This window comes from Flavobacterium subsaxonicum WB 4.1-42 = DSM 21790, from assembly GCF_000422725.1.
In the GTDB taxonomy this organism is placed as follows: domain Bacteria; phylum Bacteroidota; class Bacteroidia; order Flavobacteriales; family Flavobacteriaceae; genus Flavobacterium; species Flavobacterium subsaxonicum.
In genome coordinates, this window is sequence record NZ_AUGP01000029.1 from 116,821 (window position 1) to 142,300 (window position 25,480).

Annotated in this window: 16 protein-coding genes; 2 read left to right on the plus strand and 14 right to left on the minus strand. The window is 42.1% G+C overall.

Annotated elements, in window-relative coordinates; genetic code table 11:
• Positions 1-177 precede the first annotated feature (177 nt).
• Both G509_RS0110290 and rpsA read right to left on the minus strand, forming a co-directional pair.
• The gene (locus G509_RS0110290) at positions 178-735 is read right to left on the minus strand and encodes a fasciclin domain-containing protein (RefSeq protein ID WP_026991459.1); all 558 of its coding nucleotides are present in this window, start codon (positions 733-735) and stop codon (positions 178-180) included.
• 431 nt (positions 736-1,166) lie between these two features.
• Positions 1,167-2,954 carry a 30S ribosomal protein S1 gene (rpsA, locus tag G509_RS0110295; RefSeq protein WP_026991460.1) on the minus strand — a complete coding sequence of 596 codons (1,788 nt, stop codon included), beginning with the start codon at positions 2,952-2,954 and terminating at the stop codon, positions 1,167-1,169.
• A gap of 329 nt (positions 2,955-3,283) precedes the next feature.
• On the opposite strand from rpsA, the gene G509_RS0110300 reads away from it, so the two are divergent.
• Positions 3,284-6,634, plus strand: a complete 3,351-nt coding sequence (locus G509_RS0110300) for a T9SS type B sorting domain-containing protein (protein ID WP_026991461.1) — start codon at positions 3,284-3,286, stop codon at positions 6,632-6,634.
• Between the two features lie 84 nt (positions 6,635-6,718).
• Here the strand turns inward: G509_RS0110300 and G509_RS0110305 are convergent, their stop codons facing one another.
• The 3 genes from G509_RS0110305 to porQ all read right to left on the minus strand — a co-directional run bounded on the left by G509_RS0110305 (position 6,719) and on the right by porQ (position 9,752).
• On the minus strand, positions 6,719-7,960 hold the full coding sequence (locus tag G509_RS0110305; protein WP_081663284.1) for a nucleoside permease: 1,242 nt from the start codon (positions 7,958-7,960) through the stop codon (positions 6,719-6,721).
• A gap of 78 nt (positions 7,961-8,038) precedes the next feature.
• Positions 8,039-8,731 carry a (d)CMP kinase gene (gene cmk / locus G509_RS0110310; RefSeq protein WP_026991463.1) on the minus strand — a complete coding sequence of 231 codons (693 nt, stop codon included), beginning with the start codon at positions 8,729-8,731 and terminating at the stop codon, positions 8,039-8,041.
• 1 nt (position 8,732) lies between these two features.
• Positions 8,733-9,752 (minus strand): type IX secretion system protein PorQ, encoded by a 1,020-nt coding sequence (gene porQ, locus G509_RS0110315; protein ID WP_026991464.1) that lies wholly within the window; start codon positions 9,750-9,752, stop codon positions 8,733-8,735.
• Between the two features lie 177 nt (positions 9,753-9,929).
• On the opposite strand from porQ, the gene G509_RS0110320 reads away from it, so the two are divergent.
• Positions 9,930-11,612, plus strand: a complete 1,683-nt coding sequence (locus G509_RS0110320; RefSeq protein ID WP_026991465.1) for a S41 family peptidase — start codon at positions 9,930-9,932, stop codon at positions 11,610-11,612.
• Between the two features lie 261 nt (positions 11,613-11,873).
• Here the strand turns inward: G509_RS0110320 and lon are convergent, their stop codons facing one another.
• The 9 genes from lon to G509_RS0110365 all read right to left on the minus strand — a co-directional run bounded on the left by lon (position 11,874) and on the right by G509_RS0110365 (position 25,478).
• Complete coding sequence (gene lon, locus G509_RS0110325) at positions 11,874-14,324, minus strand: endopeptidase La (RefSeq protein WP_026991466.1); 2,451 nt, start codon at positions 14,322-14,324, stop codon at positions 11,874-11,876.
• A gap of 202 nt (positions 14,325-14,526) precedes the next feature.
• Entirely contained in the window at positions 14,527-18,084 is a 3,558-nt protein-coding gene (locus G509_RS0110330) for an Ig-like domain-containing protein (protein ID WP_026991467.1), read from the minus strand.
• A gap of 271 nt (positions 18,085-18,355) precedes the next feature.
• A complete protein-coding gene (gene fabV / locus G509_RS0110335; protein WP_026991468.1) occupies positions 18,356-19,549 on the minus strand; it encodes an enoyl-ACP reductase FabV in 1,194 nt (397 codons plus the stop codon).
• Positions 19,550-19,612: 63 nt separating this feature from the next.
• On the minus strand, positions 19,613-21,265 hold the full coding sequence (gene recN, locus G509_RS0110340) for a DNA repair protein RecN (protein WP_026991469.1): 1,653 nt from the start codon (positions 21,263-21,265) through the stop codon (positions 19,613-19,615).
• Between the two features lie 312 nt (positions 21,266-21,577).
• Positions 21,578-22,462, minus strand: a complete 885-nt coding sequence (gene porD, locus G509_RS0110345; RefSeq protein ID WP_026991470.1) for a type IX secretion system protein PorD — start codon at positions 22,460-22,462, stop codon at positions 21,578-21,580.
• Positions 22,455-23,666 carry a bifunctional phosphopantothenoylcysteine decarboxylase/phosphopantothenate--cysteine ligase CoaBC gene (gene coaBC, locus G509_RS0110350; RefSeq protein ID WP_026991471.1) on the minus strand — a complete coding sequence of 404 codons (1,212 nt, stop codon included), beginning with the start codon at positions 23,664-23,666 and terminating at the stop codon, positions 22,455-22,457. Before coaBC ends, porD begins: the two co-directional genes overlap by 8 nt.
• Before the next feature lie 13 nt (positions 23,667-23,679).
• On the minus strand, positions 23,680-24,000 hold the full coding sequence (locus tag G509_RS0110355; RefSeq protein ID WP_026991472.1) for a DNA-directed RNA polymerase subunit omega: 321 nt from the start codon (positions 23,998-24,000) through the stop codon (positions 23,680-23,682).
• Between the two features lie 6 nt (positions 24,001-24,006).
• Positions 24,007-24,813, minus strand: a complete 807-nt coding sequence (locus G509_RS0110360) for an outer membrane protein assembly factor BamD (protein ID WP_026991473.1) — start codon at positions 24,811-24,813, stop codon at positions 24,007-24,009.
• A gap of 152 nt (positions 24,814-24,965) precedes the next feature.
• A complete protein-coding gene (locus G509_RS0110365; RefSeq protein WP_026991474.1) occupies positions 24,966-25,478 on the minus strand; it encodes a ferritin in 513 nt (170 codons plus the stop codon).
• Positions 25,479-25,480 lie beyond the last annotated feature (2 nt).

Genomic DNA, 25,480 nt, shown 5'->3' on the forward strand with positions numbered 1-25,480 from the left:
TTAAGCTTTAAGTAAAAAACAATGCTATATCATTATAGTGTTACCAATGTTTTTTAAACATCAATCAAAACCATGATTTTTAGTAGCCGATTAACGTTTTCGTAAACTTGCCTGTTATTCTAAAACAAAAAAGCCTGCCGAAAATTCGGCAGGCCATAGTAAAACATGATTCGAAAATTACTTGTGCATTAACACAGTATCTATTACATGGATAACACCATTGCTTTGGTTAACATCGGCAATTGTAATTTTGGCTTTACCGCCTTTTTCGTCAATTACCCAAACATCTTTGCCATCCATTTTAAACGTTAGCTTGCCACCCTGTACGGTTGTAGCAGTATAGGTACCGTTACCTTTTTTAATGGCAGCAACCACATCGGCAGCGCTCCATTTACCGGCAACAACGTGGTAGGTAAGCACGCTTTGCAGCATATCTTTATTTTCCGGTTTTAGTAAAGTCTCTACAGTACCTTTTGGCAGTTTATCAAAAGCAGCGTTGGTTGGAGCAAAAACTGTAAACGGCCCTTTGCCAGATAATGTTTCTACTAAACCGGCAGCTTTAACCGCAGCTACAAGCGTAGTATGGTCTTTAGAGTTAACTGCGTTCTCTATAATATTTTTGTTAGGATACATGGCCGCGCCACCTACCATTTTAGTTTTTTGGGCAAATGCAGCCCCTGTGGTTAACATTGTAAAAGCAACAAGTGCAACAGATAACATTTTTGAAAATTTCATGATTGGTTTATTTTAAGTTATAGTAGCAGATACGCCATATAAACCATCATGGTTTTTTTGATTGTTTAAATTTTGGAAAATATTAACGTATGATGTTGCGGATTTGGTAATCAATTAGCATGCTAATTATTAAAAACAAGGCATTTACGTGAGATTGCCGTAGCAGCAATCCATTTAAAAGTAAGTATAAAGTGCTTCATCGTACCTCCTTGCAAAGACAGTGTAGGAAGAGTTACACAAACAGTACTCATACGCGTCTTTAGCGCAATGCAACAGAGCGCGGCAATATGTTTTAAGGATCATATTCGGGATTCTTCGACTGCGCTGCGCTCAGAATGACAAACTGCACATTGTAACACAATAGGTAATTTATAAATAAAAAAACCTCCTGATTGCTCAGGAGGTTTCTATATTTAAAATGGAGTCGAGAATTATTTGTTCTCTCCTTTTTCCATTCTTTCTTTAAGTTCTGCCAATACATCAAGATCGCCAAGAGTGGTTTTCTCAGAATTGTTAGAAGAGTTGTTGTTAGAATTGTTCGAGTTGTTAAAATCGTTGTTTCTTACGTTTTTCTCTTCTTCGTCTTTAAAGGTAGCAGTATGAGAAGCTACAACACGTTTGAATTCTTTATTAAACTCAATAACTTTAAATTCAGCAGATTCGCCTTTTTTAAGTTTTTTACCGTCTTCTTTCTCTAAGTGCCTTGTAGGGATAAAAGCAACAATATCGTCGCCAAATTCTACAGTTGCGCCTTTATCAACTATTTCAGATATCTCACCTGTATGTAAAGTACCTACAGCAAAGCTATCTTCGTATTTATCCCATGGGTTAGCAGTAGTCTGCTTGTGACCAAGAGATAATTTACGGCCATCAACATCAAGTTCAAGAACTAAAACGTCTAATTTATCGCCAACGTTTACAAACTCACTTGGGTGTTTAATTTTCTTAGTCCAAGAAAGGTCTGAGATGTAAATTAATCCATCAATACCCTCTTCAAGTTCTACAAAAATACCAAAGTTTGTAAAGTTTCTAACGATACCTGTGTGGCGAGAGCCAACCGGGTATTTAGAAGTAATATCAGTCCAAGGGTCTTGAGAAAGTTGTTTGATACCAAGAGACATTTTACGGTCTTCCCTATCTAAAGTAAGGATAACAGCTTCTACCTCATCGCCAACTTTAACAAAATCCTGAGCAGAACGTAAGTGTGTAGACCAAGACATTTCAGAAACGTGGATTAAGCCTTCAACACCTTCAGCAACTTCGATAAATGCACCGTAGTCTGCAATAACAACTACTTTACCTTTAACTTTATCGCCTACTGCAAGTTTAGCATCAAGTGCATCCCAAGGGTGAGCGTTTAATTGCTTAAGACCAAGTTGAATACGTGTTTTCTCGTCATCAAAGTCAAGAATAACAACGTTAAGTTTCTGGTCAAGTTCAAGAACTTCGCTTGGATGGTTAATACGGCTCCAAGAAAGGTCTGTAATGTGGATAAGACCATCAACACCACCAAGATCGATAAATACACCGTAAGAAGTAATGTTTTTAACAACACCTTCAAGTACCTGGCCTTTTTCAAGCTGGCCGATGATTTCTTTTTTCTGAACCTCGATATCTGCTTCGATAAGAGCTTTGTGCGATACAACAACGTTTTTAAATTCGTGGTTGATTTTAACAACTTTAAACTCCATAGTTTTGTTAACGTACTGGTCGTAATCACGGATAGGCTTAACATCTATCTGAGATCCCGGTAAGAAAGCTTCGATGCCAAATACATCTACAATCATACCACCTTTAGTTCTGCATTTTACAAAACCGTTAACAATTTCGCCTGTTTCATTAGCGCTAATAACCCTATCCCAAGCTTTAATAGTACGTGCTTTTCTGTGAGAAAGCACAAGCTGGCCAGATTTATCTTCACGAACATCTATAAGTACTTCTACTTTATCTCCTACTTTTAGAGCAGGATTGTAACGAAATTCGTTAAGAGAAATTACACCTTCAGATTTTGCGTTGATGTCTACAATAACATCTCTGTCTGTAATTCTTACTACTGTACCTTCTACTACCTCGTCACTGTCAGTTGAAATAAAAGTTTCTTCAACTAAGCTTTCAAATTCTCTCAGGTTTTGTTCGTCTACCGGATCAATACCTTCTTCAAAGTTATGCCAGTTAAACTCCTGTAAAAATTCGTCTTGTGTTTTTGTTTGTTCAGACATGCTGATTAAAAATTTGTATCCTGCGCTTTACCCGGTTTCGTTATGCTCGATAAAACTGCAGAAGCGTTTTACATAAAATTGTTTATCCTCTTTAATGAAACCTACGCTTAAAAAGGTGCGCAAAAGTACTACTTTTTTATTGATTTACAAATATTAACCTCCCGTTTTTTAATAACGCAACTATTTAATCTACAGATTATTGAAACTTTGTTAAATATCTATATTTTGACTATAAAACTTATTAACATAAATTTTAAGTAAAAATTTTTATTTATCTTAGGCAACTGGAAAAAAACTTGAAATTAAGTCGGGAAAACTTAATTTTTGCTATGATAACTGTAAACAATAATACCTTAGCCCATGGTGCATTTGTAAAGCTTGCACGCTATACAATCATCTTATCCCTGCTGCTTTTTAGTACCATACTAAAGGCGCAAGGGTTTACCATATCTGTTGCTGCAACGCCAGAAACCTGCTCCGGCAACGGCACACTTACTTTTACACCGCAAAATGCAGCCCCATCGCCGGCTATAACCTATCAGGTATATTTAATGCCCGGCGGCACTACAGATCTTGCCGGCGGCACTACCGCCACAACCCTACCCGGCCTTGTTGCAGGCACCTACCAGGTAATAGCCACACAGGGCAGTATTAGCGCACCTGCCGTAACAGCTACTGTAGAGAACCAGCTAAACCCCTTAGTATTTGGCGTTTTTACCCATGTACCTGCGTATTGCGGCCCGGATGGAAGCATAACCGTAGTGGTAACATCGGGCACTCCGGTTAGCTACCAGATAACAGCAGGCCCCAACACCACAGGGGTTCAAAACTCCAGCACTTTTAATAATATATCGGCAGGTTTTTACACTATACAGGTTACAGATAGTTGCGGCGATAGCCAGTCTATTAACTACACCCTGCCATCTAACGCGCCGGTACTTAGCGTTAGCCCGCCCAGTTTTCCTGATAAAGAGTTGCCAGACTGTAACCATATAACGGTTGTAAATGTAGTTACCCACACCACCACCCTGCCAATTGCATATCCGTTAACAGCAACATTTACGGTTTACCCACCCGATGGTAGTGCACCTATAGTTTTTACACAAACAATTCCGGCCGGAGGTCCTGACGAAGCCGTAATTGGGCAGGTAATACCTCTTTACTACGGCGAGGATTATTATTATGACGTAGTGGTTACAGACCCCTGCGGAACCCCCTATTATGCTCTTACCAACCAGGTGGTAGCTATGTTTCAGGTAGGGGCCATTTTTAACGACCTTGGCTGCGGCAACAGAATGATGCAAATTGCGCCATTGCAATATGTGGCGCCTTACACTATTACGTTTACCAACAATGTACCGGAGGATTTTGATCCGGAACAATTTAGCGCTATTTATCCAAATCCATTTTATGGCGAAACAGCCGACTTTGGCGATATAGATAACCCCGTGCCTTATGGCAGCTACGAGTTTACGGTTACCGATGCCTGCGGCCGTAGTTATACTACTACCGAAACAAACACAGAGCCGCCCCCTGCCACACCTTCCAGCACTGCAACTAATAACGACTGCATAAATAATAAAGGTAAAGTTATTATAGAGATACCCGGCTTTATAATAGAAACGGCTTTTATAACAAGCGGGCCTCCTGACTACGAATTTCCACCCGGAGGAACACCCCTTACAATGCCTGTAGATGTAACAAGCTTTATTAATAGCGAACAAAAGCTCGAAGTGCCGGGGCTGCCACCAGGCAACTATATTTTTTATCTTATAGATACCTGCGGCAATACCTATACTTATCCGGTTGTTATACCGCCCTACTCTTCCGGCACCCTAAGCTCTGCCATGAGGCCCGGTTGCGCACCCGGTTTTGGCTCTGTATTTCTTGGCAACAATACCGCAGCAACAGAGGTTTTAATGCTATCCTGGCCAAGCAGTTATACAGTACCTACAACTACCCCGTACGATGTTTCTTTTAACATTTACACCAACGGTTATTTTTATATGGATAACCTGCCGCCGGGGCAATATAAATTTAAGGTTACAACAGCCTGCCAAACTTTTGAGCCGCCACCAATAACCGTTATAGGCTATAACGTTACCCAAAATAACATTACACATACACCCCTGTGCGGTTCGTTTAATTTAGAGCTGCAACATACTGCCAATGCCATATCTGGCGTGGGGTTCTGGCTTCAAAAAGAAATAGACCCCGTTGCAGGCACATGGGGGCATCCAGATGGTAGCGGCGTACCTTATATTGAAGGAGAACAGCCCGGAGCTGCCAACGCTGTAGCAGTACAAAATAATTTTGTAAACACCAACCTTATATACCCAACGGGCCATTACAGGGTTTTAAAAGCCTTTAAATCTTATGGCAGCGGCAGTGTTACTAACGAAAAAATTTGCATAGAAAACGTATACGATTTTGAATATTATAATACCCTTACCGTTCTTAGCATACAAAACATTAGCTGCTCTGGCACTATTGCCGATGTGCAGGTAAACGCCGTAGGTGTAGGTACTATTACCTATACCATTACCCATGCCAACGGCATACCGTTAACTACCCCTATAGTTAATGGCAGCAGCAATATATTTGCTAATTTACCATCAGCATCCTACATTGTATCGGTAACAGATCTTTGCAATACTAAAACGTACAGTTTTAATATTGCCGATTTACCTCCGTTAGTTACCGCATCTACAGCACCCGATCTTTTTGCCTGCGATGACGATGGTAATAGTACCGAAGCATTTGACCTCTCGTTGCAAACCCCAACCGTATTAGGGCTGGTAAATACTGCCGATGTTACAGTGTCTTATTACGCCTCTCAAGCCGATGCAGATGCTGCTATAAACCCGTTACCTTTAAATTTTTTAACGAGCGCAGCAACCACCACCATTTACGCAAAAGTGCAGCACAATACCAATACCACCTGCTCTGCCATAAGTACCTTTGATATTACTGTAAGGCCAAAACCGGTACTATTGATGAACGAACTTTGGAGGGGTTGCGAAAATGAGCCTATTACCATTACTGCCGACCCCGGGTTTATACACTACGACTGGGACAACGGCGCTTCCGGCCAGGTTATAGATGCTTTTATGCAGGGCCCCTTAACGTTAACCGTAACAGATCTTTACGGATGCCAGGCTTCTAAAACCATTCAGGTGGTTACATCGGCAGAGCCGGTTATTAGCGAAATTGTAATTTCTGACTGGACCGACCACGATAACAGCATTACCGTGTATACCGAACAGGATGGTACGGCTTCGGTACAAAATTTCGAATATTCGTTAGATGGCATCAACTTCCAGACAAGTAATATTTTTAACGGTCTCGACCCCGGTAAATATGCTGTTTTTGTTAGAGATAAATACGGCTGTGGCATGGCACCCGCCAGTACTTATTTACTTACCTACCCAAGGTTTTTTACCCCTAACGGAGATGGCCAGAACGAAAAATGGCGCATTAAATTCTCCACCCAGGCAGAGCCGGACCTTATGGTTTATATTTACGACCGTTACGGTAAGCTTATAACCGGCTTTGGTGCCGATAGCGAAGGCTGGGACGGCACCTACAATGGCTATCTGCTACCTTCTACCGATTACTGGTTTGTGGTACGCCGCCAAAGCGGTAAAGAGTTTAAAGGGCATTTTGCGATGATACGATAACAGGACTTTGAGATGAAAGACACAACTATTTAGATGAAAGATAATAGATGAAAGACCGTAGCTTAGATGCTTACTTACAATCTATTATCTGTTATCTGTTATCTTCTTCTCCCTAAACACCACCGGAAACACAATTGCCAGTACTAATGCATAACCTGCAAAGCACAACCAAATGCCCTGCCAGCTAAGGCTGCCGTTGGCATTGGTAAAAAAGTGCTGAATAATAAGCCCACTGGCAAAGCTGCCTATAAGCGCGCCAAAACCGTTTACCATCATCATAAACAGCCCTTGGGCACTGCCGCGAATTGCCGGGCTGGTATTGGTTTCTACAAATAGTGAACCCGAGATATTAAAAAAGTCGAATGCCATGCCGTAGATAACGCACGAAAGCAGTATCATCCATAAGCCCTCGGCGGGGTTAGCAAAGGCAAACAACCCAAAGCGAAGTACCCAGGCAAGCATACTAAAGAGCATCACCATTTTAATTCCGAACTTTCGCAAGAAGAAAGGAATGGCAAGTATAAAAAGCGTTTCTGATATTTGAGATACCGACATTATTATAGCCGGATACTTAACCGCTACGGTATCTTTATAAGCAGCTACATTTTTAAAGTCGTGCAAAAAGGTATCGCCATAAGCATTGGTTAGCTGTAGTGCAGCCCCCAATAGCATGGAGAAAACAAAAAACACGGCAAACTTTTTATCTTTAAAAAGGCTAAAGGCATTAAGGCCCAAAGCTTCAGTCATTATTTTTGTGCCTGCCTGCGCAGATAATGGCGGACATTTGGGCAGTGTAAAAGCATAAAGCCCCAACACTAATGATATAAACGATGCAATGTAAAACTGGTTAGAGGATGTTTCGTTACCTGTAAGGCTAACCGCCCACAAGGCTGCAATAAAGCCTATAGTACCCCATATACGCACCGGCGGAAAATCGGCCACAACATCTTTACCGTTGTTTTTAAGTACCGTGTAGGCTACTGTGTTAGATAATGCCAGCGTAGGCATGTAGCACATCATATTTACAAGAAGTACCCAGAAAAAGGCCGTAGGGCTATATACCTGTGGTAGTACAAACAGCATTACTGCGCCACCAAGATGGCAAAGGCCGTAGAGTTTTTCGGCATTAACCCATCGGTCAGAAATAATACCCATTATGGCCGGCATAAAAACCGATGCTATGCCCATGGTAGAAAAAATTATTCCAAAGTTAGAGGCACTCCACTGCCGATTCTGGAACCAATACGCGCCTACGGTAAGCAGCCACGCCCCCCAAATAAAGAACTGAAAAAAATTCATTACCACAAGGCGCAGTTTTATGCCCATATACAATAGCGTTAGGTTACCAATACAAAACTATAATGGTAAATCTATCAATAAAAATTGGTTTTAGCAATTAAGAGCCTATGCCTCAAGCACTTTTTTGGCAAGCGCCACAACAGTGTCAAACTGCTGCTGTATCGATAAGTCAGAATTATCTATCTCTATGGCATCGGCAGCTTTTACAAGCGGAGAATCTTTACGGTGGGTATCTATATAATCGCGTTCCTGCACGTTGTGCAGCACCTCATCAAACGTTACTGTATCGCCTTTTTGGGTCAGTTCTTCAAAACGGCGCTGGGCACGCGTTTCGGGGCTGGCCGTCATAAACAGCTTTAGCTCGGCATTAGGAAAAACCACCGTGCCAATATCGCGGCCGTCCATAACCACGCCCTTATGTTCGCCCATGTGTTGCTGCTGTTTAACCAGCATGGCACGCACGGCGCTAACCTCGGCCACACGGCTCACAAAATTACTTACAGGCAGCGTACGGATCTTGCGCTCTACATTCTCCTCGTTAAGGTACATTTCGGCAAAGCCAAGGTCGGGGTTAAATAAAAACTGAAGGCTAATATCGTCTATGCAATCAGTAAGGCCTTCGCTATTAAAAAATTCGGTATCAATAAAGCCATTTTCCATAGCATAAAGGGTAACGGCGCGGTACATGGCACCGGTATCTACATAAGCATAGCCAAGGTGGCGTGCCAGCTGCTTTGCCAGCGTGCTTTTGCCTGTAGAAGAAAAACCGTCTATAGCTATGGTAATTTTTTTATCCAAATTACTGTAAGTTTATGGTTAGCCCAAAAAGGCTGGTGTTGGCAGCAAGGGTGTAGCGGGAGTACGAATAATCAAAGCGTAATTTATTAAATCTAAGCGACATACCTACCGATATACCCGAGAAATTACGTTTATCTACCACGCGCAGCTCTTCTCCCCTCCTAAAATTATAACCCGCCCTTATATTAAAGCTCTTACCCGGAAAAAGCTCGGCACCCAGAATAACGTGGCGCAGGGCGTTGTTAAAAAAGCTCACTTTTTCTTCGGTAGTGCCACCCTCAATATCCTGTTCGGCACGGTTGGGGTTAGAAAAGGCAATATTCCATTGTTGCAGGTTTTCCAGCGTTATATGCCACCTTACGGGAACATTCTCTACCTCCTGCGATATACCCGCTATAATTTCCAGCGGCAACGGCTCCTGCTGGCCCGCATAGGTGGTAATTTGCATACCCGCGTTGCGCACCACAAGGGCGATATTAATATCGTTATAATCGTCTATGTAAATAGCGCCAATATCTACGGCGGCGCCAAAAGAGTTGTAACTTTCCAGTGTAGAAGAAATCAGCTTACCGCTGGCTCCCAGATAAATATCGGTATAAGGTACGTTAAAGGCATAGCCAAAAGAAAGGGCAATTTCGCTACCGGTAAAGTCGCCCGTAAGCAGGCCGGTTTCGTCGCGGCCCTCAAAAGTACCGTAGTTAACGTAGCTTACCCCTGCGTGAAAGGTTTGCACGTGCCTGTCCCACGTATAGGCATAGGCCCCCGTGCCATAGGTAACCTCGCCGAAATAACTGCCGTAGTTTAAAGACAGGTGGTTATCCATTTGCGGGTTAATGGTTGCCGGATTAAAAATGGCCTGGTTAACATCTTCGTCATAATTGGTAATTACCTTGCCGCCAAGTGCCGCCTGGCGTGGAGAAGTTACCAGGTTTAAGAACTGATAGGTATATTTACCGCCTATCTGGCCAAAAGACATAGCAGTGGTTAGCAGTAAAAAGTAAAGATACCTGTTTTTAAACATTGTAGATTTGTGGCGATTTGTGCATATATAACGCGAATGCGAAGATATTATTTTTAAATAAATTAAACGTGTAAAATTTAATGTACATTATCTATAGTTTTAAGGTTTAGATAGACCCACCCCAAAATAAACCCACTACATAGCCGTTGTATTTTACAATCAGCCAAAAACCTTTACATGAAGAAATTTGTTTTATTGATTGCCTTTTTATCATGCCCAATTTTGTTTGCACAGAACAAGGTTACTGAAAGTAAAAAAATCCAAGACCTGATTAATATTTGGGGATTACTAAAATACCGGCACCCGCAGGTTAGCAAAGGTACATTTGATTTTAATGATGAGTTTATTACCGAATTAAAAAAACTGCAAACCATTAATAATCAACCCGAGGTAAATACCGAATTAATTAGCTGGGTACAGAAATTCGATTTAGGTAAATCTAAATTTAAACCCAACACGAAATTTTTAAAAACTAAAAACCTGTGTGCTAAAAATGCCAACTATACATGGATAGAAACCTCCCGGTTTAGCTCCAACCTTATCACTCTACTGAACCAGATTAAAAATAACGGGGCGTATGGAGATTACTATGCATCTATAAGCAATGTAAGCGGGTTTGTTGATTTTAAAAATGAAAAGGCATTTAAAGGTTTTGATGCCGAAAACGCTGCGCACCGCATATTATTTTTAAGCTCTTTTTGGAATATTATTAAATACTGGGACGTAAATATTTACCTGGCCGACCAAAATTGGGATGATGTACTTACAGAAATGGTTCCGGAATTTCTTGAAGGCGATGCTTTAAAATTTGAAGCGTCTAAAGAAAAACTGTTTACCAAGCTTAACGATTCTCATGCTGATTATGAGTTTAGCCACACCATTAATAATATACTTATTAAGTACCCTGCTTTTAATGGAAGGATAGTAAACGACTCTTTAGTGATTACGCACCTTCGTAATAAAGAGCTTGCTAAACTGGATGGTATCGAATTAGGAGATGTAATTGTTGCGGTAAACGGCAAAGATTTTAAAAGCTTTTATATTGATAAATTCTCAAACCTTATAAGTGCGTCAAACCGCAATTATTTGAGGAGGGGCAGCGAGCGATTTTCGTTACTTGCTGATAGTCTCGACTCAATTAAGGTTACGGTTAGAAAAAAAGATGGCCTACTTTACGATCAATACATTAAACTCAATACTTATACCCAATATCCGTATGAGCTAATTGCCTCTTTAAATCCGCCAAAGGCCAAGAAGTTTTACAGCTTAAACAATCAGGTTGGCTATATAAATCTTGCAAAAATAACTAAAGCCGAACTTAAAGACGCGTTTAACCAATTTGAATCAACAAAAGGTATTGTAATAGACCTGCGCAATTATCCGGGTAATATTTCGCATGAGGTTGCTAACTATTTATACCCCGATAAAAAGGTGTATGTAAAAATTCTTAACCCTATTGCTCCGGGTTATAGCATGTACAATTACAAATCTTCGCTACACAAAATTCTTAACCCTTTTAATGCCGGGCATAAAAATAAAAACTATTACAAGGGCAAAATTGTATTGCTTGTAGACCGGGTTACGGGCAGCCATGCCGAATCTATTGCTATGGAAATTCAGCAGGCACCAAATTGTGTTACTATTGGCGAACAAACTTTTGGTGCGGTAATGAACCGTAAAAGAGTGCCACTGATGGACAACACTACTGTTGATTACACCCACGCAGGTGCTTTTTACCCGGATGGTACGCAGGTGCAACGCAACGGGATAAAGCTTGATGTGGAAATAATTGAAAGTGCTGAAAATTACGATTCTGATCTTTATATTAAGGAGGCTCTAAAAATTATAGAACAGGGGTAATAAAAAAACGGCTAGAAATTTTAGCCGTTTTTTTATTATTTGAATCATTTTATGATGAATATATAGCATATAGAGCAATCGTGGCATTCCCCTCCCATGGAGGGGTGGCTGAAAGCCGGGGTGGTTTATTTTTCTTAGTGTTGAAAAAAGAAACAATCTATATAAATATCAGAAATCACCAACTTCTTAAAAAAACCACCCCACCCTACGGGTACCCCTCCAAAGGAAGGGAATGCTTACTCGGGTAGTTTATCAGGTAGCTTAAAGCGTCTTCGCGTTTTTAACTTTCTGGTCGGTAATGGCAAACTTAATAACCTCGCTCATTTCTCTAACGTAATGAAACGTAACACCTTCCAGATAATCCTGTTTTATTTCTTCAACATCGCGCCTGTTTTCTTCGCAAAGTATTATCTCTTTAATATTAGCCCTTTTTGCTGCCAGTATTTTTTCTTTAATACCACCTACCGGAAGTACCCTGCCCCTTAGGGTTATTTCGCCCGTCATGGCCAGGTGCTTTTTGATCTTTTTTTGCGTGAATGATGATACTAACGATGTTAACATGGCAACACCCGCACTCGGGCCGTCTTTTGGCGTAGCCCCTTCGGGCACGTGTATGTGCACATTGTATTTCTCGATAATATCCGGTTCTATACCCAAAAGCTCTGCGTTCGATTTTATGTACTCTAATGCTATGGTAGCCGACTCCTTCATTACCGTGCCCAGGTTACCCGTCATGGTCATGTGGCCTTTGCCTTTAGAAAGTATACTCTCTATAAACAAAATATCGCCACCAACGCTGGTCCAGGCAAGGCCGGTTACAACACCTGCTACATCATTATTTTCGTATTTGTCGCGTTCCATTTTAGGGGCACCCAATACTTTAAGCACGTTCTCGTCGGTTACTTTAACGTCGTATTCTTCTTCTAAAGCAATAGATTTTGCAACGTTGCGCACTACTTTGGCAATTTGTTTTTCTAAGCCACGTACGCCCGATTCGCGCGTGTAGCCCGTAACAATTTTTTCTATTTGCTTTTTACCAATAACCACATCTTTAGGCGTTAGCCCGTGCTCTTTAATTTGTTTGGGAACAAGGTGTTTTTTGGCAATTTCTACTTTTTCTTCTATAGTATAGCCCGTCATATTAATGATCTCCATACGGTCGCGTAGCGCTGGCTGAATGGTAGACAGGTTGTTAGAGGTAGCGATGAACATAACTTTAGAAAGGTCGAAACCAAGCTCCAGGAAGTTATCGTAAAAATCAGAGTTTTGCTCAGGGTCCAGCACCTCTAATAAGGCAGACGACGGGTCGCCCTGGTTGCTAACACTAAGCTTATCGATCTCATCTAAAACAAAAACAGGGTTCGATGTGCCTGCTTTTTTAAGGCTCTGGATAATCCTGCCGGGCATAGCGCCAATGTAGGTTTTACGATGGCCGCGAATTTCGGCTTCGTCTCTAAGGCCGCCCAAGGAGATACGGATATACTCCCTGCCCAACGCCTCGGCAACCGATTTACCAATCGAGGTTTTACCCACACCCGGAGGCCCGTAAAGGCACAGTATAGGCGATTTCATGTCGTTACGCAGCTTAAGCACCGCAAGGTGCTCTATAATACGTTTCTTAACATCTTCAAGGCCGTAATGGTCTTTGTTTAATATTTTTTCTGCACGCTTAAGGTCAAAGTTATCTTTAGAGAACTCATTCCACGGCAGGTCTATCATCAGTTCTAAATAGTTGCGCTGTGTACCGTAATCGGCCGCCTGCGGGTTCATACGCTGTAACTTGGCAAGCTCTTTTTCAAAATGGGTCTTTGTTTTCTCATTCCATTTTTTAGTCCTTGCCTTTTGGCGAATTTCGTCAACCTCCTGGTCGTGCGATACTCCACCCAGTTCTTCCTGAATGGTTTTCATCTGCTGGTGCAGAAAGTATTCGCGCTGCTGTTGGTCTAAGTCAAAACGTACCTTGCTTTGGATATCGTTTTTAAGCTCCAGTTTTTGCAGCTCAAGGTTCATGTACCTCAGCGTTTCCAAAGCCCTGTCTCTAAGGCTGCTTATAGCCAAAAGGTCCTGCTTTTCTTTAACGGTAAGGTTCATGTTAGACGACACAAAGTTTACCAGGAACGATTCGCTCTCAATATTTTTGATGGCGAAAGTAGCCTCGGTAGGAATGTTCGGACTCTCTTTAATGATCTGGATAGCCAGCTCTTTAATCGACTCTATAATAGTATGAAACTCGGCATCCTTACTCTTTGGCCTTGTTTCTTCAAACTCGCGTACGGTAGCCTTAAGATAAGGGTCTTCGGTTGTAACCGAATCGATCTCAAAGCGCTTTTTACCCTGAATGATAACGGTTGTATTACCATCGGGCATTTTAAGAACGCGTAAAATACGGGCCACAGTACCCACGGTATTAACATCGTCGATACCCGGCTCTTCTACACTTTCGTCTTTTTGGGCAACTACCCCTATTATCTTATCGCCATTATTGGCATCGTTAATAAGCTTTATGGATTTATCCCTGCCTGCGGTAATGGGTATTACAACACCCGGAAACAGCACCATATTGCGCAATGGCAATATAGGCAGCGTATCGGGCAATACCTCGTTATTCATTTCTTCCTCATCTTCGGGGGTCATTAACGGAATAAGATCTGCATCGGTATCCAGCTCCTGAAGTGACAAACTGTCAATATTTAAAATTCTTTGCTTAGCCATATCTTGGTAAAGGTCATTTTGTCATTAAACGTAAATTCAGAAAGCGCTTACATAAAACGCAAGCCTTTCAAAGTAATTGTGTTACAGCCCTGCATACAGCTGTATAGCCCACAGCGACACAAGTGTATGACAATGATTGTGCCATAAAAAAATCCGCCACGAGGGCGGATTTTAGATTTATTGGAGAATACTATCTGCAACCTTAGTTTTTAATAACCTTGATTGTTTTAACAGCAGTTCCTACAGTTACATTTACCATGTAGGTGCCTTGTGCAAGCGCCGACATATCTATAGCTGCATTGGTAGCGTTTGGCTTAGCAGTAAGCATTTGCTGACCAAGTACGTTAAACACGCTAACCGCAGTAATATCTGATGAATATTCTACAGTAAGTACATTGCTAACCGGGTTAGGATAGTAAGCAAAGTTATGCACATCAAAACCGGTTGTAGAAAGAACTGTTTCTATAGTAACAGTAACCGCTAAAACATCGGTACTTGTACAATCGCCTACTGTTTGGGTAGCATAGTATGTAGTAGCAGTTGTTAGTACAGCATCGGCCGCTAACGGGTTAACACCCGCAAGAGCATCAGCCTCTGTAGCATACCAGATAACAGTACCTGTAGCAGTAACCTCGATATCAGCTAAAGTAGCATCTTCGCCTTCAATAACAGTAATCGTTTGTGTAGCTGCGCCTGTTGGTGCGGCAGCACTATTAATAGTTACTGTAAATGTATTCTGGGCAGTACAGTCGCCTGATGCTGCAAATACATAAAGCGTTGTAGTTTCTGTAATTTCTGTACCCACTGCAATAGCAGTACCACCACCGTTAGCGGCAGTATAGTAAGCACCATTTGTTAGTTCAGGAAGTGTATATGCATCACATTCTGTAACATCTGCCGGAGCATCTGCAACAACCGTTGTAATAGTAACTACAACAGCAGTCCTGTCGGCGCTTTCGCAACCGTTAACCGTTTGAGAAGCATAGTAAGTAGTAGCTGTAAGCGCTGTAGCAGCCGTTAAAGCCGTACCGCCTGTAGCAGCAGCATACCACTGTACGTTTGTACCACCTGTAGCAGATAAGTTAGCTACCGTAGCAGCATTACAAAACGTTTGTGCAGCAGTAACTTCAGGAGCATCTGTAGTTATAACTGTAACCGCTGTAGTAGCTGTTACAGAACAACCAGCAACATTACTCGCTGTTACTGTATACGTAGTATCGGCATCAGGTGTAGCATATACGGTAGCTGTAGCAGTACCTGTGTAAGGAGTAGTTGCAGCAGCATCTGTAAATAAGCCTGCAACAGGAGCCCATGTAAATGAAGCCGATTGCTCGCCCTGTACACTTACATTGTCTATAGCCCAGTAGTACCTGTACTCAGAATCATATTTAAACCTTACATATACTGTTGGCTGGTTTAAGTAAGCTGCTGTTAGAGCAACAGTAGATTGTTCAAAAGCATCAAGTTCGCCTACTGTTTCATCATAAGTTGCAAGGGCAGCCCATGTAGTACCGTTAGTAGAAACCTCTACCGTAGCAGTAGTACCGGAAGATGGCTCGTATAAAAACTGGTAGAACGATACATTTGCAGATGTATAGCCTACAGTACTAAAGGCAGGAGACTGCAATATTGTAGATGTTGTTATACCTTCGTAACCCTGCGCATCGCTGTTAGTAAGGTAAAACTGGGTGTTATCATTACTTTCAAAAGGGTCAAAGCTATACTCGTAGCCATCCGGCCTTAGTGTCCATGCCGCTTCGATAATATCGCCACCTGTAGAGTTGTTTATTTTTGTCCAGTTGTTGGTAGCAGCGTTAAAGCCTTCGCTTAATATAACGTTGTTAGTAACACCACCTGTAACTGTTAGTGCTACAGCATTGCCGTTAGTGCAAACTTCTGCATCTTCTGTAACATCAAGGTCTGATGGTAAAGCGTTAACCGTAACGGTAACTGTTGCAACAGCCACACAGCCCGTAGCAGCATCTGTAGCTGTAACAGTATACTGGGTTGTAGCCGTTGGCGATACCGTTTGTGTTGCACCCGTAAGGTTGCCCGGCATCCAAACATAAGCATAACCTGCATTGGTGCTTGTAGCCGATATTTGTGTACTTGCACCCTCGCAAATTAATGCGTTAGTTACCGCTGTTGTTACAGGGGTAGCCGGGTTAACAGTAACTGCAACTGCCTGCCTTGGCGACAAACATGCGTTTGAACCAATTAGAAGGTTGTAGAAATACATATTGGTAACATCTTCGCCATACCAGTATCCGCTGGTTACGCTTAGAGATCCATCCTCTGTTTCAAAAGGAAAAGTTTCTTCAGAATAACCAAGGTCATAAATATTTCCGGTTATTTCTGATAGTATAATATAATAATCGCCTGCTGCAGGTATTGTTAAGTTAAGCGGAACTGCAACCGGGGTTGCACCGTTGCCTGTAACCGTTTCTGTAGTTACCGATGTAACCACGTTTTCGTTAGCATCCCATAATTCTACCGTAAATGTACCTGTACCTGTAAAAGGTATTTCGGCACTCATTACAGTAACGTTAGGCACTGTTGTGGTAACAGCAATACCATGATTGCCTGTACTATCACCGATAGTTTCGGTACCGCTGTATACAGCACCGGCTGTTTGTAATGCCGATGACGATGCACCTACATAATATGTTGCATTTTGTGTTAGTAAAGGCGTAGTAAATGTTTCGCCAGATGCAATAATGCTACCACCTACGGCTGCATTATACCAGTAAACAAAACCGGTACTTTCTGAAACAAGATCTATAGAGCCCTGTCCGCAAATTGCTTCGGGAACAGTAACTGTTAATACCGGAGATATACAATCGGTTGTAAAAGAACCTTGTGTCCATGTGCTAAAGCCATCTGCACCGCATGCACTCCTTACAAATACATAATATGTTGTAGAAGCCGTTAAGTTTGCTATAGCAGCAGATGTTCCTGTAGCGGCTGTACCTGCGCCTGTTGGTGCTGTATTGGTTGTAGAAACAACATACTCGTAACCTGCCGGAGTACCCAATACAGGTGCCGCCCAGTTAATAGTAGCCGTATTTTGTGTTACTGCCGTAGCACCAGCACTTGCCGGGTTAAGGCATGATGGCGGTGTTGTTAATACAAAACGTGCCTGTGGCTTAAACGTGTTTACAACCTCGGTCTCTACGCTACATTGCGATGTACCGTCAGACACACTATATCTGCTGCTGTTATCGGCTGTGCCGTAAACAAACGTGGTTCCGTAAGTATCTTCAAAATCAGCAGAACCGTTACAAATGTCTATAAGTATGTTACTTGTACCATCCCAAACAAATGTTGTGGTAAGTGTAAACATGTTATAACCGGTTACGGCTGTAAAATCGCCACTGTACACCTGTGTTAACGGTGCATTGTTATGCGTAGCAGCATCTGTAGCTGTAGTAAGGGCCATTTTAATTGTGTACGCCGGCAGCACAACATCGGGCGCCAACGATACATTCCAGCCAAACTGGCTTACTAATCCGGCAACGCCGCCGGCGGCGGTAATTTCGGCAGCGGTGTAAACCACCTGGTAGTGCGTGTAAGCGTAGTAGCTGCTTACAGGCCCAAGGTCAAGATAATCTGCCTCACTGGTTTCTGCGGTGCCCGAACCCAATGTAACTGTTTGTGCAGTTGCAACGGTGCCGATCAATAAAAAAAGCACCAAAAAGCCCGATATCCATTGCTTAGGATACCACGATTTTTGCAAATTGTTTAAAGTAAATTTGTTCATAAAGTATTAAGTTATTTGATTCTTTAAAACTATAACAAAATACACTACAGTTCAATAACCTGTCAGATTATACCCATACACTAACCAAAACGTTAAATAACTGAGTATTTTCAAACCCAAATCAAAAAATTATAAAAACGCAATCTTAATTTTATGTTAATTTAAGCGTCGTAATATGTTACAAAAATACTTTTAAAACTTGCTAAAATTAAAAAAGCCCCTAAAAAGGGGCTAATTGTTATAATATTATAGTTAAAATGTAACTATTTATTTATTCTTTTATGCTTTCAACTGTAACAAGTTCGTTAGCATCGGCAGCATAGTCTACGCCATCAAAACCAAAGCCAAAAAGGTTGTAAAAATCATCCCTGTATCCTTTAAGGTCGCCTATTTCGGCAAGGTTTTCGGTTGTGGCTTCCTCCCAAAGTGTGGCCACTTTTTGCTGAACATCCTCCTTCATTTCCCAGTCGTCTATACGTATCCTGCCTTTTTCGTCTACCGGAACATCGCCACCCGTGTACAGCCTTTCGGCATACAAACGCTGAATTTGCTCAATAGTACCTTCGTGCAGGCCTTCTTCTTTCATTATTTTATACAGTAACGATATGTAAAGCGGAATTACCGGTATGGCCGAACTTGCCTGCGTTACCAGTGCTTTGTTAACCGACACATAAGCTTTACCGTCGATATCTTTAAGGCTGTCGGTAATTTCGAAAGCGGTAGCTTCAAGGTGGTCTTTAGCACGCCCAATAGTACCTTTGCGGTAAACTGCCTCTGTAAGCGACGGACCTATATAAGAATACGCCACAGTTTGCGCGCCCGGAGCCAAAAGGTTAGCCGCCTTAAGAGCGTCGATCCACATTGCCCAGTCTTCGCCACCCATTACGGCAACGGTGTTCTCTATATCGCCATCCTGAGCCGGCTGTATAGAAATTTCTGATACCTTACCGGTATGAAAATCGACTGTTTTATTGGTATACACCCCGCCTATTGGCTTAAGTACAGAGCGGTGCAGCACACCTGTTTCAGGATGCTGGCGCACCGGCGATGCAAGGCTGTAGATAACAAGGTCTACCTGGCCAAGATCTGCCTTAATAAGGTCTATGGTTTGTTGTTTTATTTCTTTAGAAAACGCATCGCCGTTAATGCTTTTAGCATACAGGCCTGCTGCGTGTGCTTCTTTTTCAAAAGCTGCTGAGTTGTACCAACCCGGAGACGCTGTTTTGCCCTCTACCGGTGGTTTTTCAAAAAATACGCCAATGGTGGCAGCGCCGCTTCCAAAAGCGCTGGTAACCCTGGATGCAAGTCCAAAACCTGTAGAAGCGCCTATTACAAGCACTTTTTTAGCTCCGTTTATGCTGCCTTTAGATTTAATGTACTCAATTTGGTTTTTAATACTTTGGGCGGCACCATCCGGGTGGGCGGTTAAACAAATAAACCCGCGCATTCTTGGTTCTATGATCATAACTGTAATGGTATGTTTGTGTGTGTATTTTTATTTTATGACGGACAAATATAACCCGATTTTTTAGTTGAGCAAAGCCCGTGCGTGATTAAGGGCAGAATCTGACACATCCTTGCCCGAAAGCATCTCGGCTACTTCCCTAACCCGCTCTTCTTTAGTAAGCAGCTTAAGTTCAGATACCGTGGTTTCGTCCTGCGTGGTTTTAAACACCTTGTACTGCTGGTCTCCCTTTGCGGCAATTTGCGGCAGGTGGGTAATGGCAAATACCTGCATGGCCTGGCTCATATTCTTCATTATATCGCCCATTTTATTGGCAATCTCGCCCGATACCCCTGTGTCTATCTCGTCAAAAATAATGGTAGGCAGCTTAGAGTAATTGGCAAGCACCGCCTTTATGGCCAGCATTATACGCGACATCTCTCCGCCCGAAGCTACTTTTTTAAGCAGGCCAAAATCAGTGCCCTTGTTGCCCGAAAACAACAGGCTCATCTGGTCTTTACCGTTGGCATAATAAGTTTCTGATGCTGTTACATCAAACTTAAAGCGTGCGTTGGGCATGCCCAGTTGCTGTAGTATCGCGGTAATTTTATCGGTTAAAACCGGTATGGCGCGTTGCCTTTGCTCGTGCAGCAGGGCCGCAGTGGCATCAGTTTCGGCTTTGGTTTTTTCGGCTTCGGTTTGTAGGGCGGCAATGGCATCATCAAGACCTTCTACCAAAACCACTTTATTTTCCAGCTCCTGCTGAATGGCAAGCAACTCTTCAACCGTTGCGGCCTGGTGCTTTTTTTGCAGCGAATAGATTAATTGCAACTTCTGGTTAATCCGTTCCAGCTCTTCGGGGTCGTTTATTAACGACTCGTAGTTTTGCGCAAGGCTGTCGGCCACATCATCAAGTTCGATCAATATACTTGAAACGCGCTCATGATAATCGGCATATTCCGGCGAAAGCCCGCTTATTTTTTGCAGTGCATTTTTTATTTCTTTCAGATTTTGGATTACCCCTATCTGCTCTTCGTTTGCTACGGCTATTGCCCTGGCAACCGATTCTTTTATAAACTCTACGTTGCTTAGTTTTTCTAAAGCTGCCTCAAGCTCTTCCTGCTCGCCTGCTTTAAGGCTGGCCGCAACCAGCTCCTGCAATAAAAAGGTATTGTAGTCCTGCTCTTTAGACAGCGTTCCTTTTTGTTCCAGCAGTTTTTTAAGCTGCGACTGCACTGCTTTGTAAGCCGAATGCTGTTTTTTATACGTTTCTAACAGGGTTGCGTTGCCGGCAACCGCATCCAGAATTTGCATTTGGTACAGCTCATCGCTTAGTTCGCGGGTTTGCTGCTGCGAGTGGATATCTATTAGGTAGGCACCAAGTTCCTGCAATTCGGCAAGGTTAACAGGGCTGTCGTTTACAAAGGCGCGTGATTTGCCTGATGGCAGTATCTCCCTGCGGATGATGGTTACGGCATCGTAATCCAGGTCGTTTTGGGTAAAGAAATCGCTTAGGTTATAATCAGATATTTTAAAATGTGCCTCTACTACACATTTTTGCTCCTTATCTTTAAGAGAAGTAAGGTCGGCACGGTTGCCCGATACCAGGCCCAGGGCACCCAGGATAATGGATTTACCGGCACCGGTCTCGCCGGTTATGGTAGAAAACCTGCCTGAAAAATCGATGTGCAGGTGCTCTATAAGGGCAAAATTTTTAATATGTAAGGTTTGAAGCATACTGTTTTAAGGTGCATATAGCAGCACAAATATACTATTTACAAAAGAATATTTATCATAAAATTTAGCCACGAATTACACTAATTCCACAAATTTACATTCTGATGCGGGAGTAATTGTATTTGTTTCGGAATGCTCCATTTTATAGTTTTAGCCACGAATTACACCGTTTCCACAAATTATATAACGGCATAGGGAATATATTCGTAATACTATATTCAATCGCTTATAAAAAATTTAGCCACGAATTACACCAATTTCCACAAATTTAATTGCGATGATTAGTATAATTCGTGGCCAAAAAAAATTATTTTATTTTATCTTACCCCACTTAGCGCCATTCATAGGCGATATGCGGTTTAGCATATCCTGTAATTTTGTTATGGAAACCATTGGGCCTCCGGAGAATACCGCAACAATTTCGTCTGACTTGGCATCAAAAAATACGCGGGTTAAAAATGCATTGGGGCGCACTTTATATAATTCTGATAGCGTAGTTATTGCCGCTATTACCTTCTCTTTACCTTCTTTCTGGTTGTCGGCCATTTTATCCATCGCCGTCATGTGGTAAGCATAAAGTGCTTCTCTAAAGGGTTTGTAGGTGTTAGAAAGTACATCGTTAACCAAAAAGTAACGGCTTTGCAGGCCATCCTGTTGGGTCCAGCCTTTGCCGCCGCTTTGCGAAACACTCACTATGTTTTGTGCTGCCTCATAGTATGGTGTGCCGCCTTCTTTTTCGTACGTATCGGCATCCATGGCAATAATCATGTTGGCATAAAACGCCACAAGCGATACGAGGTTAGAATCGAACGAATTGGGGTTAAAAATAAGGTTCTCGCCTTCGTTATATCTAAAGGCAATATCTTTATCGTTAACATTCATTACCGGGCTCTGGTAGGTAGAGTTGTACACACTCCTGGACGAAGCCACCTGCAGCATAGCGGTAAAGCTATTATTATCATACGCCGAAATATTAAAGAACATAGAGCAGTCTATGCGCTCGCTCCTGCCAAAGTTACGGGTAGTCCAGCGGGTGTTGTTTACAAAATCCTGCAACGACTTTTCGAGCGTTTTAAATATTTGCGGGTTGGCATCGGTAATACGGTCAAAACTTACTTTTACAGTACAATTAAGCTCCTGCCCCTTAGCAGTAAAGGAAAAGAAGGTTAGCATTAAAAGCCCTATCCATTTATGCATTGTAATGTTTTTTTATCTTGTTTATAATATCTGCAGCAACAGCTTCTTTTGTTTTAAGCTCCATTGGCTCTTCGTTAAAATCTTTATCTATAAAGGTTACCTTGTTGGTATCGCTGCCAAAACCGGCACCTTTATCATTCAACGAATTTAAAACAATCAAATCTAAGTTTTTTTTAGTTATCTTAAGCTTGGCATTCTCAATTTCGTTCTCTGTTTCTAACGCAAAGCCCACTAAAAACTGACTTATTTTTTTTTCGCCTAACGATGCCAGTATATCTTTAGTTTTTTCGAGCTCAAGAGATAACGTGCTTTCGCTCTTTTTTATTTTTTGGGGTGCCACATTTTTAGGTCGGTAATCGGCTACGGCAGCAGCAGCAACGGCAGCATCTACGGTGCCAAAATATTCGTGGCAGGCGGCGTACATCTCTTCAGACGATGTTACCCTAACCACCGTAACCAGCGTATGATCCAGTTTTAAATGCGTGGGGCCGGTAACTAAAATTACCTGGGCACCCTGGTCGGCGGCGGCTTTGGCAATATCAAAACCCATTTTGCCGGACGAATGGTTACCTATAAAACGCACAGGATCTATAGGTTCGTATGTGGGGCCGGCAGTAACCAGTATTTTTTTTGTGCGAAGCGGTAGTTTGCCCTCTATATCGCGCTCTATAAAAGCCACAATATTTTCGGGTTCGGCCATGCGGCCTTCGCCGGAAAGGCCACTGGCAAGCTCGCCGGATTCGGCAGGAATAACACTGTTGCCAAACAATTCCAGTTGCCTGAAGCTTTCTTTAGTTGAGGGGTGCTTGTACATATCGAGGTCCATTGCAGGGGCAACATAAACCGGGCATTTAGCCGAAAGATAGGTAGCAATAAGTATATTATCTGAATTGCCCGATACCATTTTAGATAAGGTATTGGCCGTAGCCGGGGCAATAACAAAAATATCGGCCCAAAGGCCAAGGTCTACGTGGTTGTTCCAAACGGCATTTTCGTCTTCTTCATGATAAAAAGAAGAGTACACCGGGTTCTTGGAAAGCGTAGACAGGGTAAGGGGAGTAATAAAATCTTTAGAAGCAGGCGTCATGACTACTTTTACATGCGCGCCTGCTTTTATAAAAAGCCTTACTAACGACGCTGTTTTGTATGCGGCAATGCCCCCGGATATGCCGAGTAATATTTTTTTACCGCTTAAAACAGACATCCTTATGTATGTATTATAGTTTATCCGGGTTTCTGTAAGAAACCTTGTTGTCTAACCACTCCTGTACTGCAAGAGCATGTGGTTTAGGCAGTTTTTCGTAAAATTTAGAAACCTCTATTTGTTCTTTGTTCTCAAAAATTTCCTCAAGGCTGTCATTATACGTAGCAAATTCTTCAAGCTTCTCGATCAATTCCTTTTTAATTTCGGTATTAATCTGGTTAGCCCTTTTTGCCATAATGGTAATTGCCTCGTATATGTTACCTGTAGGCTCTTCTATTGTAACCTTATTGTAGGTAATTGTATTTACCGGAGCAGTTGTTTTCTTTAAATCCATGACTCGTTATTTAGAAAATTTTTGTAATTCAGTATCTATTGTTGCAAGCATTTTATCTGCCTGCTCTTTGTATTTAGTATCGGCCTTAAACTTTAAAAGCGCAGCATAGTTGGCTTTTGCTGCCTCAAGGCGATCGTGCATTTTTACCTGTACACTATTAATAGCCAGTTGGTAAGAAGAGTCGAATTTTAAAAACAGCGCATCTTCTTTAAGCTTGGTACCCGGAAAATCTATAATAAAGTTATCCAGGGTTTTAATAGCGGCATTATAATCGCCAAAATATTCGGCAGTCATATGGTACTGCTTTGCAATTTCAAACGCTTTGGTTTCCAGTTTTTCCCTTAGCTCTTTTACAAGCTGGTTAGCCTCCGGCATAAACTGAGAGCTTGGGTAATTATCTATAAACGCCTGTAGCTTATCTAACGCCTTGTAGGTATCTACCTGGTCTAAAGAATAACGCGGCGACAGCATGTAATAACTTTTAGCACCTAAAAACGATGCCTCTTCCATTTTTTGGCTACGCGGGTAACCGGCTGCAAATTTTTCGAACTGGTAACCTGCCGTGTAATATTGTTTGGTTTTAAACAGGGCATCAGAGTACATAAAAAACATTTTCTCTGCCTGTGGCTTACCGTTGTATGATGGGGCTATCTGCTCGAAAAGCCTAATAGCCTTCATGTATTTTTCTTTAGTGTAAAGCTTTTCGGCTACTTCATATTTAACCTTAACGTCGTCTGCCTTTAAAGCCTTTTGAAATTCGCTGCATGATGTAAGCGCCAAAGCGATAAGAAGTATGTAAAAAAATCTTGCCATATATATAAGTTAAGCGGCTGTGCAGCGGCTGTTGTAAAAGCAACTGCAAAATTAGTTAATAATTACAGAATAAAAAATCTTTTTTTCATAGTGTTGCCCATAAAAAAAGATGCCGTAATTGGCACCTTTCTTTAAACTGATTTTTTAACGTTTTATTGTACGATATTATGGCCTGTAGAGGTAAAATTCTTCATATCGTTATCAAACATATAAAGGCCACCCTTGCTATCGCCAATAAGGTCTATCTTATCTAAAATTACTTTGGCCTGGGCCTCTTCTTCAATCTGCTCGCTTACATACCACTGCAAAAAGTTGCTGGTGGCGTAGTCTTTTTGCATTAATGCGATATCTACAAGCACGTTGATGCTTGCCGACACCTTAACCTCGTGCTCGTACAGCTGCCTGAACAGCACCCCGAACGACGAATAATCCAGCCTTGGCTCGTCTAACGCCGAAACTACAGCATAGCCGCCACGCTGGTTTACATATTTTACAAGCTTAAGCATGTGCTGCCTTTCTTCGTCACTTTGCTTAAACATAAAGGTTGCAATACCCTCAAAACCTTTAACCTCTGCCCAAGATGCCATGGCAAGGTATATTTGAGATGATTCTGCCTCTACTTTTATCTGCTCGTTGAGCGCTGCCTGCATTATATCTGTTAACATGA

Excerpts from the sequence above, each read along its gene's own strand:
- G509_RS0110290 (WP_026991459.1), bottom strand. The coding sequence starts at position 735 with ATGAAATTTTCAAAAATGTTATCTGTTGCACTTGTTGCTTTTACAATG.
- rpsA (WP_026991460.1), bottom strand. The coding sequence starts at position 2,954 with ATGTCTGAACAAACAAAAACACAAGACGAATTTTTACAGGAGTTTAAC.
- G509_RS0110300 (WP_026991461.1), top strand. The coding sequence starts at position 3,284 with ATGATAACTGTAAACAATAATACCTTAGCCCATGGTGCATTTGTAAAG.
- G509_RS0110305 (WP_081663284.1), bottom strand. The coding sequence starts at position 7,960 with ATGGGCATAAAACTGCGCCTTGTGGTAATGAATTTTTTTCAGTTCTTT.
- porQ (WP_026991464.1), bottom strand. The coding sequence starts at position 9,752 with ATGTTTAAAAACAGGTATCTTTACTTTTTACTGCTAACCACTGCTATG.
- G509_RS0110320 (WP_026991465.1), top strand. The coding sequence starts at position 9,930 with ATGAAGAAATTTGTTTTATTGATTGCCTTTTTATCATGCCCAATTTTG.
- lon (WP_026991466.1), bottom strand. The coding sequence starts at position 14,324 with ATGGCTAAGCAAAGAATTTTAAATATTGACAGTTTGTCACTTCAGGAG.
- G509_RS0110330 (WP_026991467.1), bottom strand. The coding sequence starts at position 18,084 with ATGAACAAATTTACTTTAAACAATTTGCAAAAATCGTGGTATCCTAAG.
- fabV (WP_026991468.1), bottom strand. The coding sequence starts at position 19,549 with ATGATCATAGAACCAAGAATGCGCGGGTTTATTTGTTTAACCGCCCAC.
- recN (WP_026991469.1), bottom strand. The coding sequence starts at position 21,265 with ATGCTTCAAACCTTACATATTAAAAATTTTGCCCTTATAGAGCACCTG.
- porD (WP_026991470.1), bottom strand. The coding sequence starts at position 22,462 with ATGCATAAATGGATAGGGCTTTTAATGCTAACCTTCTTTTCCTTTACT.
- coaBC (WP_026991471.1), bottom strand. The coding sequence starts at position 23,666 with ATGTCTGTTTTAAGCGGTAAAAAAATATTACTCGGCATATCCGGGGGC.
- G509_RS0110355 (WP_026991472.1), bottom strand. The coding sequence starts at position 24,000 with ATGGATTTAAAGAAAACAACTGCTCCGGTAAATACAATTACCTACAAT.
- G509_RS0110360 (WP_026991473.1), bottom strand. The coding sequence starts at position 24,813 with ATGGCAAGATTTTTTTACATACTTCTTATCGCTTTGGCGCTTACATCA.
- G509_RS0110365 (WP_026991474.1), bottom strand. The coding sequence starts at position 25,478 with ATGTTAACAGATATAATGCAGGCAGCGCTCAACGAGCAGATAAAAGTA.